Genomic DNA, 15,024 nt, shown 5'->3' with positions numbered 1-15,024 from the left:
GACGACAAGTGACTTAAGAAGAAAAGCTACCTAAATGTGAAAGACTATTGAATCCAGTAGACAGTAGCTTCTAAAAGAAAACGACATATAAATAACCATTAACAAGAAGCAATATTACAACTTATATTGACAATAAAATATTTTAAACACGTTTTACTTGGTAAGCTCGTAATCCTTCATAGCTAAAAGCAAGTTTAAAAGATACTTTCTCTCCGCTATCTTTCCCTTTATAGAATTTCACATCTGAATTATGAGCAGGATTGAAGTGTACTTGCAAACCTGAAGACAAAAGAATTGTGCCTGACTCTTCACGATCAATAGTTTGAATTCTTCCGATAACCGAATCAATTTTTTCTAATCTATCATCAAATTCAAGAGACGGATATTTTTCACGTAGATCATGATTGTCTACTAACGAGTAAACCCCATTTCCTGCAGCATCATACCAATCTCTTGCATACTTTCGCCTTGGTAAATTTCTTGCTAATCCAGCACTTATACTTTGATAATGTTCAACTTTTTTCACATCAGCTTGAGAGTTATTTAATATTGATCTTAGAGTAAAAAATACAAAAGAGTAATAATTGACTAATAAATTATTGTCTTTGTTCCAATACTGCAATCTTTCAATTATAAGATCTAACTTATTCTCTTGTGTCTCTGGAATCCTACGAACTAAATCAATCCACATTATAATATTTCGAGAATTTTCAGATTCTTCCTCAATATTCTCCTCTAAAAGCTTCAGAGCACGCATTTTTTTTTCTATGGGAACATTAACCCACTTATTATCTGCAAACTCTTTATAAGCATTTACAATGTTTCTACGTATGGGTGGATGAAAAACATCTTTGTTGGAAAGCAAATTACTCCATCCCTGAATTGCTAATGATAAATCCCCAACAGTCTCTGCTAACTTCGCTTTACATTCTTCTTTTCTAAATTTGGTTTTCAAATCATTTTGTACACGTTCCGCTTCATTCAAAATCTCTCTAGCCTTATCAATGAAATTTGAACACCAATAATTGTAAGAAATTTTAATAATTTCCTCAAATGTTCCACTTGGATAGTAAACCTCCTTATATCGCTTTACACAGTCCACAAGCATCATAATTTGAGATTCATAGGCGTACATATTTGATGGTTTTAATTCTCTAGAAACAATAAAACATTCTTCTGCATATTCAGTATCTCGCTCAATTATAGTAATAAGTTCTTCTCTAGTTATATCCATTTCATTCCATTTATTGCTTATTTCATCAATTATTTTTGATCTTATGCATGTTCCTTTTATATGCAACAAATTATAATCTCTTGGAGATATAGTTACAGCAATGTTTATCTGTTCCAAGGCAGAATTATAATCTTTTAGCACATAATTATAAAATCTTGAAAAGTGTCCATGAGTATGAGCTTTGTTAGGGAAACTATCTACTAATTTTTGAAAAACTTCTCTTTTAGCCTCATTGGATGGTAAATCGCTAATAGCATTTGAGAATAACTCTTGATACTCATCATTATTATCTCTATCAAAAAAAATAATTTTTGTTAATTCACCAACTAATATATTATCCCTATTTCCTTCACTCGATATTATATCTATAAAAGTAAATAAACTTTCTTTCAATCTATTTTTCCATGCTCTTCTATCTTTAGAACCATTTAGACATAAATTCATAATAATTTCTTTTGCAACATAATAGTGCATTGGTTTATACTGCCAATCTTTTTGAAAAATTAATTCCATTTGTCCTTTGTTCAATATATTTTCTAATTTATTCATTCCTTTCATATTAAAGTAGCTTTTAAATAAAGAAGATGGAATTTCTGCAGAACCATAATAATAAGCTATAGCAATTGTAAGAAGAATGACTCTTTGATCTTCTGTACATAACTCTAAGCGGTTACCTACATATTTTTCCAATGTAATAAACTCATCTTCATACGCAGCTAAACCATAAAAGAAAGGAGCCGAAGGCATATAGATTTTATTAAAAACATCCTCAACGGCTTTTTTTCTTCTCATCTTAACCTGCAAACTTACGTTTTCTTGTTCAACAAGCTCTAAATATTTAACTTTGAAGGCATTATTCTCAGACTTTTGAAGGCTTGCACTCAAAGAGTAAAGAGAATTTTTAGGTTTATGATTTAAATGCCTTTTAGTTACGTACATGAAAAATTTTATATTAGCCACTTCTAAAGATCGTTTTAACTCATTGATATTACTTACACTTGCTTGTAAAGTATCAATAAATATTAAAATGGGTAGTTCAGTTTGATCATGAAGGAACTTTATCCTACTTTCAGTGGCAACCGATATTCTATCCACAATTACTGTTGGATAATAAGTATGAAGATCCCACGATAGTCTTCGTACAAAAGTTGTAGCACCGGCACCAGCGGAGTAATCCAGTTCGATCATGTTGTTTGCAAAGTCTAAGTTAAATAAGCTAGTTTTTATTCTATCTAAATGTGATATGTATATATCACGTATAATATCTTTAGGCGGGTTCATTTCATCCCATCGTAGTAAATGTCCTTTATAGAACTGGTTTGTAGTATAGCCTTCTTCACGTTCTATAGAAGACTCTATATTTTTATAAACAACTGTTAATTCTTCTTGCAACCAAGCTGTTTCATTTATGTGTTTTGTTGTGTTATTTTTAGCAGGTAAACTCGGTTTGTAATTAATTTGCGAATTATCTTCTATTTCATTCATGCATTGATATAAGTCGATTGAACTTACAGAAATCTTTAAAAAATCATCATCTTCAATCGCTGTTTTTTTGTCCGCATCAATACTCAGAATAAGATGGGTAAAGGTAGTCAAATCAAACATAGGTTGAATCATATCGTCTAATGTTTGTATATATTCTTCATTATTAACAATGCTAATAATTACAATGGGCTTAGTCATACTATTTCTCATTACTCCCAAGTAATTTCTAGTCATTTTCGCATAATTTTTGTTCCATTCTCGTCTGCTAATGTTACCTTGGCCTATTGCTCTTTCTCCACCAGCCATTATCCAAAAAAGTGTATTATTCTCGTAAAACGAAGGAATGTTCTCAGATTCCTTCGTTATTAAATGTACTCCTCGTTTTTCTTTCAATGCTTGCTGTGTCGCTTTATATAACCCTTGATCTTCAGAAGCAACAGATATATCAATAATGCCGCTCCATGAAACACGAGAAAAAGATCGAAGTTGTTCTTGGCTAAAGTAAATATCTGGACCGATAATTAATATGTAATTATTAGTTTTATCATCAAAACCGTTAGCATACTCCATAATATTACGCCATGACTCACTTCTCATCCCTTTCATCCAATTGGATATTTCAGCTTTTTTCAAATCGTTAGCCTCTGAATTAGTTGTTCCTTGCCTGTAGTAAATCTCCTTAGCTTTTAATTTTGTAGAAATGTTCTTATTAGAATAATATGGCCCTCCTGAAGTACGTGGAATTTCAAAAACACCTAAAGTATAGCCTTTATATGGGAAAGTATAATATAAAAATTGTGTAACTATAGGCTCAACACAACTACGAATCAGTGTCTGAAATGGATTGTCGTCTATGCCAGTATCAATATTTTCAAAATTTTTGTACTTGTCCTTTTGAGAGACCCCTATTATGATGAATGCTGATTTGTCTCTTTCTGTATTTGCCATCGAAAGAATGTCTTTCACAAAACTAGCTTTACTTTTTTCATCTCCAATATCATAATTTTTTTTTTTAAAATCAACTATCCAACCTTCTGTAGATTCTAAAAATTTCTCCAACAATGTTACAGTCAATGTTCTCTCCAAAATTCATACATCCTCTCAAATATCTATTTATCAGTATTTCTAGAAAATTTTTAAAACACCTTTAAAATATTTTTCAATCTGAATCAATTTCATAACTCATTAAATGATCGATTCTGAAACTAGATATAGACAAATTAAATCGTTTTTATCTATATCTAGCCTTGATTGAAGCAACCAAAGGTATTATGAAATTGATTCAATCTATATTTTTTAAAACTCACAACGTCAGAAATTAATTTCATATTATCATTTTTTTCTTAATTTCATGTCTTCTTCCTATCTTTCTACAATGACTTTTTAGATTTCTCTTAATGTTTTTCGAGTCACTTTTATTTAAAAACTTTCTCTTTCTCCTATTTATTGTCTACTCTGAAGCGACTTTGTATTTATTGTTCCCAATTTTAATTTTCTGACTTAGTCCTACTTCTGTCATTAAGTTCTCTTTAAGCCTACTGTTAAATGCTTTTGCACTAATCAAATAACAGCAATAATACATTTAAAGTCTTATTATTTTATTCTATGGTTTCCCTATCTTAGGTTGCATATAACGTTCCTGTATTCATGAACCCCAAGGGGTTGTCTGCTGAAATACCTCCTCGAAATCCTTCTCTCAGACCAAGGCTCCAACGGAGCCACAGCTTGAATATTATGTTATCGGACGGTCTTGCCTTCTTCGAATCTACTGCAAATTGCTCTTTGATCTTCCAATCGTTCCTTCATCTTTATCGGTTTTTATGTGTCTTTGGGATCTCATTGTTCTTCGATTTTTTATGTCCTTTGACTTTCATTGGTCTTCGTTCTTCAATATGTCGATTGATCTTTTGAATGTTACTTGATCTTTATTCTTCACTTCGTTTTTTCATCCGATCTTGTCTTCCGATGTCATTCGATCTTGTTTCCCATAAACTTAGGTTTTTTTAATCCTATTGCAAGTCTGTTCCGATAACGTTCCCTGTATTCACGACGTTCCACCGACTTAAGCGACCAACGGGATCGGTCGGGATGCGGTTAGTCGGTGCGGATGTGTCTGGCTGAATTCACTTCCCCCCTACTGCGAATAGCATCATCGAATCCACTTCTGACTCCGGCCAGACCGAGGGCCGAATGGCCCGAAGCGTGAATATTATGTTATGCGTAGTACCTGACTTCTACGAGATACTATGTTTATAAATGGTTTTAAGATTCTCAATATATTTATCCTTGCTAAATTTCATTTTGGGCACTAAATCTAACCAGGTAACTTCTTTCCCGACTAACTCATAATTATATGGTATTCCTAGATTACTAGAATCCACTCCAATCCGTCTCCAAATCACTTGATCATTTAATTTTAAAACTTCAGCAACAATTAGTGTACATGTTAAATCGCAATCATCCGGACACATTAATATTGGTAAAATAACAATCTCTTCTTCTGAAAGAAAACGTCTTAGTACTAACTCTGCTTCTTCCTTCAGTCCAATCCAATCAGTAATTGTCGGAATTAAACCTAAATATAAATTATCTGGATACAAATTATGAAGATATAAATCAAACGGAATTCCATCAATCGTTATTACAGGATGTTCTACATTGACATATTTACTTGTCTGCATATCTATAGAAAATATATTCATTAAGTATCTCTCTTTCTAATATAATTTTCATTTTCCAGATATTACGCATAACGTTCCTGTATTCACGACCCAACGTATGTCGGGTGTCTGGCGACTGCCAGACCAAGGACGAATGTCCGCAGCGTGAATATTATGTTAGCCGGAGTTATTGTCTTCTTCGAGTTAGCCACTCAAAGCCTGATCATCCCTTCTTTCCATAGTCCTAGAATGACATCCATTTGTGAATTGTACTTAACGTTTTGATCTCCAATTACTTCTTTCCATAATACTTTTTGATGTATATCCTTATCCTTATCAATCTCACCTAATATTTTTACTGCCTTTAGCCCGTATGCTTTATTCTTTTTTGAATTTGTGTAAACTCCTCTTGGAATGCTTTCAAGTAGACCTGCTTCGCATAGACCTAAAAAAGTGTTTTTCGGGCATCCCTTTTTCTGTGAAGAGCTACCTTCACCAAATATTTCTATTGTCACTTCATTCCATGCTTTAATTGGATCACCATGTTTATGTTCTTTAAGATAATTGACAGCTTTCACTGCTGCTTCACCATATTTCCCCATAACAATCCTTCTTTCTTTTTACTATCGCAATAATTTCGGCTAACATCATATCTACGAACTTCGTAAACACCTCTCTTTTTAACGAATATCCGAACTACATATAATATAACCCATATTAATCCATCTGCGAAGTCACGAAGATACTAAAAAAAAGCAGCCCCAGTGCGAACTGCTCCATTCGTTAGGTAACTAACATGTTGGATGCAGTTTAACATTTGGGCTACTCTTTCTTCACGCAACAATAGAAAAATTACGAATAACCTTTAGCGATCAACCTTTGATCCCCTTCACCTAAAACATTTACTTCGCTCCGCTACTCCACACCACGCGCTCGCTCATCGCTTTATGTTGTGCAATCAGGCAGAGTTCTGCCGCTTTAAAGGCATGTTCCTGCGTCATGGCTGTCTCGGTTCGATCCAGACAATCGCGAATCAGCTGACCGAAGAACGGATAACCGACCTTGCCCTTCACGCTGTAGCGAAACTCACCTTCATGGTTTACCAGATAGACTTGATCACCTTCCGGCTCTCTCGCAACATCGATATACTTCCGCAGCTCAATATAACCGTCCGTTCCCAGAATAACTGTACGCCCATCGCCCCATGTGCCCAGACCATCCGGTGTGAACCAGTCCACTCGGAAGTAACCGGAAGCTCCGTTGTCCCCGATCAGCGAAGCTTCGCCGAAGTCCTCCAGTTCAGGGAACTGTGGGTGATTGAAGTTATGCACACGACTGAACCCTACCTCAGCGTCCGTACATGATGCAAACGTCAGAAATTGTTCGATCTGGTGACTCCCAATATCACAGAGAATGCCGCCATACTGCTCATGCTTGAAGAACCAGTCGGGTCTTCCTCCAGCATTTAAGCGATGCGGGCCTGTACCCATAACTTGCACTACTTTGCCGATTGCCCCTTGTTCAATGAGCTGCCCCGCATAGATTGCACTTTCTACATGCAGTCGTTCACTGTAATACACCATATACTTCTTGCCTGTTCGCTTCACTTCTTCTCGTGCAAGTTTTAATTGCTCCAGCGTGGTAAATGGGGCTTTGTCTGTAAAATAATCCTTGCCTGCGGCCAGAACTCTCATGCCAAGCGGCGCACGATCTGAAGTGATTGCTGCACTTGCCACCAGCAACACCTCATCATCTGCGAGCACCTCAGCTTCCGATGCTGCGACTTGAGCCTGTGGGAACTGCTTCCGAAATGCCTCTACCTTCTTCGGATCCGGATCATACACCCATTTGAGGGTAGCCCCGGCCTCCAACAATCCCCCAACCATGCCGTAGATGTGTCCATGATCCAGCGCAACAGCAGCAATCGTGAACTCACCCGGACCACATACGACCTCTTTTGTTACACTTTTTGGTGCATAGAACATCCCGTCTTTAGCCATGTCATCCCATCCCCATTATAAAATTTTCAATAAAATGAATTCGTCTTATATATCTTCTTTATTTAAACGTCTGACTCAGATCAGCAGGATGACTGCCACTGAATGCCTTGTCTTTCTTCGTCGTTGAACCAGCAATGCGTTCCTGCAGATGCTCGTAGAACAGATCCTCATCGATCGGCAGATCGACCCAATTATCCGTCCAAGTAGACAGCAGCATCGCGTTCGACAATGTTAATCCGTGTATACCATCCTCACCGGGTGCAATGAGTGGTGCGCCTGTACGAATCGCATCAACCCAGTTGCGAATCAGACCCGGGTGCCCCGTTTCAACACCTGTAATCGGGATTTCACATTTCCAACATTCTGGCTGTCCAAAACCTCCGGTAAACCGCTGATTGAATTCAGGTTCAGATTCCCGAAGTCGCCAGAACGTAAGTTTTCCGTCTTCGATCACGATTTTACCTCGGTCTCCGTTGACCTCGAATCGGTTCGTACCTGGTGCTTCGCCAGTAGTCGTTACGAAGACACCTGTTGCTCCATTTTCATACTCCACATAAGCGGTTACATCATCTTCCACTTCAATGTTCCGATACTTGCCAAACGAACAGAAAGCACGCATGCGTACCGGCATCATGCCAATGGTCCACTGCCACAAGTCCAGTTGATGCGGGTCCTGGTTAATCAGCACACCGCCGCCTTCACCTGCCCAAGTTGCCCGCCAGCCGCCGGAATCATAGTAACTCTGGGATCGATACCAGTTCGTAATAATCCAGTTGGTACGCCGTACCTCTCCCAGTTCCCCCGAAGCAATTAAATCTCTCAGTTTAATGTAGAGTGGGTTGGTCCGCTGGTTGTACATCATGGAAAAGACTTTACCGCTCGCTGCGGCCGCTTCATTCATCTTGCGTACCTGCTTCGTATACACGCCGGCTGGCTTCTCGATCATGACATGCAAGCCATGCTGGAACGCCTGAATGGCCTGTTCCGGATGATCATAGTGCGGCGTTGCAATAATGACTGCATCAATCGTCCCCGAAGCCATCATCTGCTCAGCATCCTGCCAATAGGTTACCGTTGCCGGAAGATGACTGGATACCCAGCTCTCCATCTCTCTTCTTACATCACATACGGCGACCAGCTCTGCACCGGGTACTTCTCCGGCAACCAACGTTCTGGCATGTGCTGCTCCCATGTTTCCTATACCAATCACCGCTACTCGTACGATACTCATGACTGCCCCTCCTCGTCCACACGGCGCTCAATTTCGGCGAAAACGTCTGCAAAATGCTGTAACATCGCCTTGGATTCCAAGGCACCACTAAAGTCTTCTATTCCGTAATATCCGTCATACCCGACGGCACGAAGATCCCGTACCATCTGTACCCAATCGACCATGCCTTCAGTCAAAGGAGTCCAGTGACATTTCCAGGCTGTATTCAGAGCCACTCCGCTTCTCTTCTCAGTCACACTAGATTTTTGTGAATCATTCGCTTCTGCTTCAAACCACCCGGCATTCTTCACATGCACATGAGCCAGATACGGACCTAGCAACTCAAGTCCCATCCGGTGATTCTCATATCCTTCATGCACCATATTACCTGGATCGTACAATACACCCACATGCTGCGGGTCCAGCGATTGCACAAGTCGATAGGCCAGCGATGCCGTTGGTGCAATGGTCTGATGATGCGTTTCTACGAGGGCCTTGATGTTGTACTGTTTAGCCAGATCCTGTACTTCACTCAGGTATTGAACGGCTTTACGATACAATTCAAGATAGCTGGTCTTGCGATCATATCCCGGAACACCCACACGCATCATTGATGCTCCTAATCCAGCCGCAGCCTGAAACGCCTGCTCGGTTGCAGACAAATCTCCACAGTTCAGATACGGCACCAGTGCGATGGATTTTCTGCCTTGCCCTTCCGCTGCTTCACGGAAAACAGGAATCTGTTCCTGCCAGCGGTTCGGATCTACCGAACATCGATTATTTCTCCAGTAAGAAGGCTCCTCGGATATCGCATCTTCAGGAATTCCGCGGAATCTCCACTCGATTCCATCGATCCCTGCTGCTGCCGCAGCCGATGCCAATTCTTCTGCATTTATATCAGGGGTAGCCACGGTGAATACAGACAGTTTCATCATGAATCATCTCCTTATGTAAACGTATTCATTTTATGTCGTAAAGGCATTGTATCACTCCACTGAACGTCACCATAGAGGGAAACGCCAACAGATGAATGACAGATAACGAACAGGGCACATTCCCCATTCAGAGATAACTTCCCAAGAGGATGATATGTTCTCAAATCAAAAAAGACATCCTTGGAACAGATTCAATTCTGTTCAAAGATGCCTTGTACAATAATTATATATAGGATGTTTGAGGAAAAGGTTCCCTATCAGTTATCCAGGCGCAATTTCAGTAGCTGGTTCTTGTACTCGTACAATTTGCAACCCGTGCCTCTCTCTCTAATCCCGGTCAAAGAACACGTGTTCAGCCTGTATTTTTCCCTGATCTATCGTCATGATGCCGAATGAATATTGCTTCTGAAAACGCCGATCCGTAGGCGACCCAGGATTAAAAACCAGTGTATTGTCCACGGTATGCATCACCGGAATGTGTGAGTGTCCGTAGATCACAGCATCCACATGTTGGCCTGCAAAGGTATGAATTGCATTCTGCTCTGTACCCTTCGACCCTAGATGGCCGTGCACAAGACCCAGACGAAGTCCTTCCACTTCAACAATACGGGAATATCCCAGTTTTTCAGCGATTTCGGACGGGTCCGTATTACCTGCTACTCCTTCAACTGGTGCATACTCACTAAGTAATGGATGTACACTCCAATCCGACCAGTCACCGGCATGAAGAATGAGATCTGCACTCCGCAATACATCAAGGAGTTGAGTTGGTAACTTGCGTGATTTTCGTGAACAATGCGTGTCGGAGATGACTACAATTTTCATATAACAACCCACCTTTCCTTTAAGAGGTCGTTCAAAAAGTCCGCTTTTGATTACGAAGGATGCCTAACGGCATCGCAGCATCGAATATGGAATTCAGCCGAAATGTCCGTTGCTCACGTAGTTTCCTACGCTCCGCTACTCCATTTCTAGCTTCATCCCATCTTCTCGGTACTGAAAACCACCCTTTTTGAACATTCACTTTTTTCTTTGTTGCAATCTACTCTGCCTGCGGTGAGGCAGCTAACATATGGGAACTGGATCGCTCCATATCTTCGAGCGTAATGGATGCAAAGAACTGCTCCACCTTGGCCTCGGCAACCTGATACAGATTGGTCAGCAGGCTGTCTATATGCAAGCCCACCTCACAATCCGGGTTACAATTGCCGTGAATCGGGAACAGTGGACCTTCATCCTTGGCTGCCTGATAGATCATCGCTAATGTAATCTCACTTGATGGCTTCGCCAGATAGAAGCCTCTTGTTCCAGGAGAGGAATTCACCAATCCTGCCTTTTTCAGTCCGCCCAGAATCCGTCTCACGACCACAGGGTTGGTATTCACGCTACCTGCAATATGTGCAGACGTGATTCGTTCAGGCGCGCTGAGTGACAATAACAACAAACAATGCACACTGACCGAAAAATGAGTACTCATGATTAACCACCTTTTTTAAACATTTTAAAGATCATTCTAGACATGCTGACATCATTCAGAGAACAGATCCTGTTCGGGACGTGCTCTGATCTTGAGTTGTCGCACACTGTATTCCAGTTGTTTCACAATATCATCCAGCTGTTTGCGATCAATCTTGGTCGGATCTTCCACTGGTTTCGCGGACGACTTGAGATCCCGAATCGTTAACTGCTGCTCTTGCCATTTGTCCATTAGATCTGCAATATTGGCATAGAAACGTTCGTAATCTTTAATGACCAAGTCAAGATAGGCGTCCACCTCATCCGGATCATAACCACGAAGTTTATAATTAAATTGTTTTTCATGAATCGATAATGCATCTAGCTGTACACCCAATTGTTTGAACAATTGTCTTTGTTTATCCAATCTTCGTTTCATATGTTCATCCATATTGACAACCTCCATTATAAGCCAAGCCGTGGTTCATTTTTCCAGTGAAAAACATACGGCATTTTCTCTCTCTATTTTTTATAACACATAATCCGTCAGATATAAAATGATACGACCCTATTCCTCACGAAAATGATTGCTTTTCATCCGATTCGGGTAAGGACACATACACCCCACAACGGGAAAGGAGCATGTCCTTATGAGTACTTTAACCAAAGATCAACGTCAAGAACTGAAAAACGCCCTTTTGGAGCAACGCGAAAATTTGCAGCGTCATTTTGAATCCAGCATGGAAGACGGTGCTCCGGCCCAGTCGCTGAAAGATTCAACCGGTGAGCTGTCCTCATACGATAATCACCCTGCAGATGCCGGTACGGAAACATTTGAACGCAGCCGTGATTTGGCGATCGACGATACATTAACAGACGAATTCAATCAAGTGAACGACGCATTGGAACGTATGGAACAAGGTACATACGGAACTTGTGTAACGTGCGGAGAAGATATTCCCTTCGAACGACTTGAGGCTATCCCATATACTGCATACTGTATTGATGACACGCCTAACCGGGAGATCAGCAACGATCGGCCCGTTGAAGAAGAAGTCATGACCATGCCTCCAAGTGGCGCTGGAGAAGGAAGACAACGTAACGCAGGCAAGTTCGACAATGCAGATGCCTGGGAAGCGGTCGAAGAATATGGTACATCCAACTCCCCCGCTACTGCAGCCAAACGTGATGTAAAGGACTATGATGAGAACATGTAATGTGGTTATAGACTGTAACGGTTATGCGTCAAAATTAAAACTGATTCAATAGGATACACCACCGTTATCCTGTCTTATCACGCATTAAAAGCCGCCAATGGCGGCTTTTTCTAGTTTTCTCGAATGTGGTCTGCCACGTTTGCCGTTGCATGTTTCCAGCGATAACGCTGAACACTATTCCGCCCGTTATTCTTCCGACTCACTACCCGGTGATGCAGATTCCTGCCGTTTAGAAACAGATCGGGACGTTTTCGAAGTTGATTTGCCCTTACCTGACGTAGCTTTCTTTTTCTCTTTTGCATCTGTCTTAGACACAGGTATTTTCTCTAACGGTTTAGAGAGGGCAGAGAATAACTGAAAGACCTCATGCTCCCCTTGCTGATTCTCTTTTGTTGTATAGGGTTCACAGAGCTTTATGATGTTCTTATATAATTGCTCTACTTCCTCACGGTTTGCATAGAGCGTGATGTCCGAGAGAAACATCCGATCTTCGTTTTCCGCCTGATGCATGAATCGCTGACGACTTTGTTCGAACATCTCATTTAACAGTTTGAGCGTTTCAGAGCGAAATACCTGTTTCAATGGTGAGTTTTCCTTGTCTTCATCTTCGTGACGAAGATGGATCTCTCCGGTAAACGGTTCGTAGTATTTCGCAATAATCCCATTAATCTCCCGCGTGGAAACGATGGTGAGCAGACCGATTTTCTCCAACTTTTTCACATGATAATGCACTTTGGCTGGTACCTCACCCATCTGATCGGCGATCTCTTTGACTGTGGATGGTCTGCCCTGCTTGTTAAACATATTCATAATCTGTATCCGATACGGATCGGAGTAGATTTTAATTTCTTCAATTGTGGATAGAACTTTGTGCTGCATCCCTGTATCCTCATTTCCGGGGTACCTGTTGCCCATCGATGTCTCTATTATACCGCTGTGTCAGGGCTTCGGTCAAAACAAGACGGAGATGACATGCTGTATAAAACCGGAAAATGATCGCCTCTGAAAGTACTTTACAGGGCAGTTCGAAAACTTTTGCTAAATAGCAGCATACCTGCTGACATGGCAAGCATAATACCGAAGACGATAAACAGAACAGGCATGGTCATCCAATCTGCAAGTGCTCCCGAAACCAGGCTCCCAAGTGGTGCGACACTCAAGACAAGCATACTCTGGAGGGCATACACTCTGCCCAGCATCTCGGAAGGGGTCACTTCCATAAGATAGGTAGCCAGCGGTGTTGTAGCCAGAGGAATCCCCATTCCCATCAGTAGACAAAAGGCCGCCGCAACCGGCAGTTGGAAGGTCGTCATATAAGCCGGGAGTGCCGTCATGGCATAACTGAGACCTAGCATGACAATACCACTGATGACCAGCACACTTTTACGATAATTCGCTCCCCTTTGCGTTAACCACACACCACTAAGCAACATACCTCCCACCATCAGCCCACTGAGCAGACTTAATCCCCAAGCGCCAGCATGCAGCGTTTCAATGACATACGGTGTACGGAGAACATTGAACGGCATCAGGCAGAAATTAACAAAGGCAAACAGGATGGAGACGATTAATAATAAGGCGTGTTTACGGAGAAAATGAAAGGCTTCTGCCATTTCGGAGAATATACTACTTTTTTCGGATTGAAGAGAATGCATTTCAGTTGATGTTTTATTATCATTGTTAGCAGATGTTGATACTCCAGGGTATCCTACTCGGCTCATAATTAAAGCACTTAGCGCAAACAACCCAGCATCTATCAAGATCGTCCAGGCAATACCTATTGAAGCAATCAGTGCACCCGCCACTGCAAGTCCTGCGAGTTCTGCCACTCTGGTTGCGGAAGACGACATGGCGTTACCGGAGAGCAGCATCGATTGGGGAAGCAATCTAGGGACACTGGACACTTCCGCAGGAGTAGTGAAGCATTCCAGCAAAGAATTCAGAATCGTGATGACAAATAAATGCCACACTTCGAGTTGGCCCAATCCAAACAGTAGAGCTGTAATACCCACAAACAACCCGCGACCGGTATTGGTGATCACAATCACTTTTTTGGGAGACATGCGATCAACCAAAGCCCCGGCGAACAGACCCAAGAGGATATTGGGTAAGAAATTCACCGCCAATAGCGTACCCATCAGCACTTTCGAACCAGTCAGAATGTACACCATCCAGCTGTATGCAATCGAATCAATGGAATCACCAAATCTCGATACAACTCTACTGAGCATAAATTGCATATAGGGCCTGATTCGTATTAATTCACCTATGCCTTGCTTGCCAACTGCTGTGCTATCGTTCATGGCTTCCCACTCCCTAACGTTAAAATATTTTTCATGTTAATTTTATTTTAACGTACATTATGCAGAAATCAATACCTCCGTGAAAATAATTTTAACGATAAGTAAGCAAAGTAAAAAACTCGCTCTTCTTTCAGTTGATTCGTAATCAACAACAGACTTTTTGAACAATCCCCTATAACACAAAAAACAGACCATATGTGGTCTGTTAGGTTGGGCTGATCGTATATGAACTGCTTTCATGTTCTACCTACTTCTCAACATTCAATTGAAATCCAGACTGCTCGGCCTGTACCTCCAACATCAAATCACGTACCCGGCCTGCTTCATTCCCCAGTCGTTCTTCGCTGATTCGGTAGTTGGTCCATTTCAACTCAAGTGGAAGTTCAATCGTACCCGTCAGGCAATCCCACAATGCATCGAGATTACCGCCATAAAAATCCGGCAGATCCAGCTTATCCTTTAATTGCTGATGAAGTTCAGCAGTATTGGCAAAGTCTTCTCCATCCAGAATCACAATATTCATAG

At 41.0% G+C, this 15,024-nt stretch carries 13 protein-coding genes; 1 reads left to right on the top strand and 12 read right to left on the bottom strand.

Features of this window, described 5'->3' with window-relative positions:
- Positions 1-142: 142 nt before the first annotated feature.
- The 9 genes from PAHA3_RS06045 to PAHA3_RS06005 all read right to left on the bottom strand — a co-directional run bounded on the left by PAHA3_RS06045 (position 143) and on the right by PAHA3_RS06005 (position 11,430).
- A complete protein-coding gene (locus tag PAHA3_RS06045) occupies positions 143-3,805 on the bottom strand; it encodes an AlbA family DNA-binding domain-containing protein (protein WP_062833901.1) in 3,663 nt (1,220 codons plus the stop codon).
- 1,148 nt (positions 3,806-4,953) lie between these two features.
- The gene (locus tag PAHA3_RS06040) at positions 4,954-5,421 is read right to left on the bottom strand and encodes a hypothetical protein (RefSeq protein ID WP_062833900.1); all 468 of its coding nucleotides are present in this window, start codon (positions 5,419-5,421) and stop codon (positions 4,954-4,956) included.
- A gap of 170 nt (positions 5,422-5,591) precedes the next feature.
- Positions 5,592-5,981, bottom strand: a complete 390-nt coding sequence (locus PAHA3_RS06035) for a DUF6979 family protein (RefSeq protein ID WP_062833899.1) — start codon at positions 5,979-5,981, stop codon at positions 5,592-5,594.
- 300 nt (positions 5,982-6,281) lie between these two features.
- Positions 6,282-7,379, bottom strand: a complete 1,098-nt coding sequence (locus PAHA3_RS06030) for a Gfo/Idh/MocA family protein (RefSeq protein ID WP_062833898.1) — start codon at positions 7,377-7,379, stop codon at positions 6,282-6,284.
- A gap of 58 nt (positions 7,380-7,437) precedes the next feature.
- On the bottom strand, positions 7,438-8,610 hold the full coding sequence (locus tag PAHA3_RS06025) for a Gfo/Idh/MocA family protein (RefSeq protein WP_062833897.1): 1,173 nt from the start codon (positions 8,608-8,610) through the stop codon (positions 7,438-7,440).
- A complete protein-coding gene (locus tag PAHA3_RS06020) occupies positions 8,607-9,521 on the bottom strand; it encodes a sugar phosphate isomerase/epimerase family protein (protein ID WP_062835989.1) in 915 nt (304 codons plus the stop codon). The genes PAHA3_RS06025 and PAHA3_RS06020 overlap by 4 nt, the downstream gene beginning before the upstream one ends.
- A gap of 330 nt (positions 9,522-9,851) precedes the next feature.
- Positions 9,852-10,349: a metallophosphoesterase family protein gene (locus PAHA3_RS06015; protein WP_062833896.1), complete on the bottom strand. Its 498-nt coding sequence runs from the start codon at positions 10,347-10,349 to the stop codon at positions 9,852-9,854.
- Between the two features lie 217 nt (positions 10,350-10,566).
- Positions 10,567-11,001: an Rrf2 family transcriptional regulator gene (locus tag PAHA3_RS06010; RefSeq protein ID WP_062833895.1), complete on the bottom strand. Its 435-nt coding sequence runs from the start codon at positions 10,999-11,001 to the stop codon at positions 10,567-10,569.
- A 51-nt stretch (positions 11,002-11,052) separates the two neighbouring features.
- A complete protein-coding gene (locus PAHA3_RS06005; protein ID WP_024630343.1) occupies positions 11,053-11,430 on the bottom strand; it encodes a DivIVA domain-containing protein in 378 nt (125 codons plus the stop codon).
- Positions 11,431-11,629: 199 nt separating this feature from the next.
- Between PAHA3_RS06005 and PAHA3_RS06000 the strand changes: the two genes are divergently transcribed.
- Positions 11,630-12,196 (top strand): TraR/DksA C4-type zinc finger protein, encoded by a 567-nt coding sequence (locus PAHA3_RS06000; protein ID WP_062833894.1) that lies wholly within the window; start codon positions 11,630-11,632, stop codon positions 12,194-12,196.
- 186 nt (positions 12,197-12,382) lie between these two features.
- Here the strand turns inward: PAHA3_RS06000 and PAHA3_RS05995 are convergent, their stop codons facing one another.
- From PAHA3_RS05995 to PAHA3_RS05985, 3 genes are all read right to left on the bottom strand, one after another.
- The gene (locus PAHA3_RS05995) at positions 12,383-13,075 is read right to left on the bottom strand and encodes an ArsR/SmtB family transcription factor (protein WP_062833893.1); all 693 of its coding nucleotides are present in this window, start codon (positions 13,073-13,075) and stop codon (positions 12,383-12,385) included.
- Positions 13,076-13,209: 134 nt separating this feature from the next.
- Entirely contained in the window at positions 13,210-14,499 is a 1,290-nt protein-coding gene (locus PAHA3_RS05990; RefSeq protein ID WP_062833892.1) for an MFS transporter, read from the bottom strand.
- 247 nt (positions 14,500-14,746) lie between these two features.
- Positions 14,747-15,022 (bottom strand): barstar family protein, encoded by a 276-nt coding sequence (locus PAHA3_RS05985; RefSeq protein WP_062833891.1) that lies wholly within the window; start codon positions 15,020-15,022, stop codon positions 14,747-14,749.
- Positions 15,023-15,024 lie beyond the last annotated feature (2 nt).

The organism is Paenibacillus amylolyticus, assembly GCF_001570725.1.
In the GTDB taxonomy this organism is placed as follows: Bacteria; Bacillota; Bacilli; order Paenibacillales; family Paenibacillaceae; genus Paenibacillus; species Paenibacillus amylolyticus_A.
The sequence above is the reverse complement of the archived record's forward strand: the minus strand, read 5'-3'. Positions and strand labels throughout refer to the sequence as shown.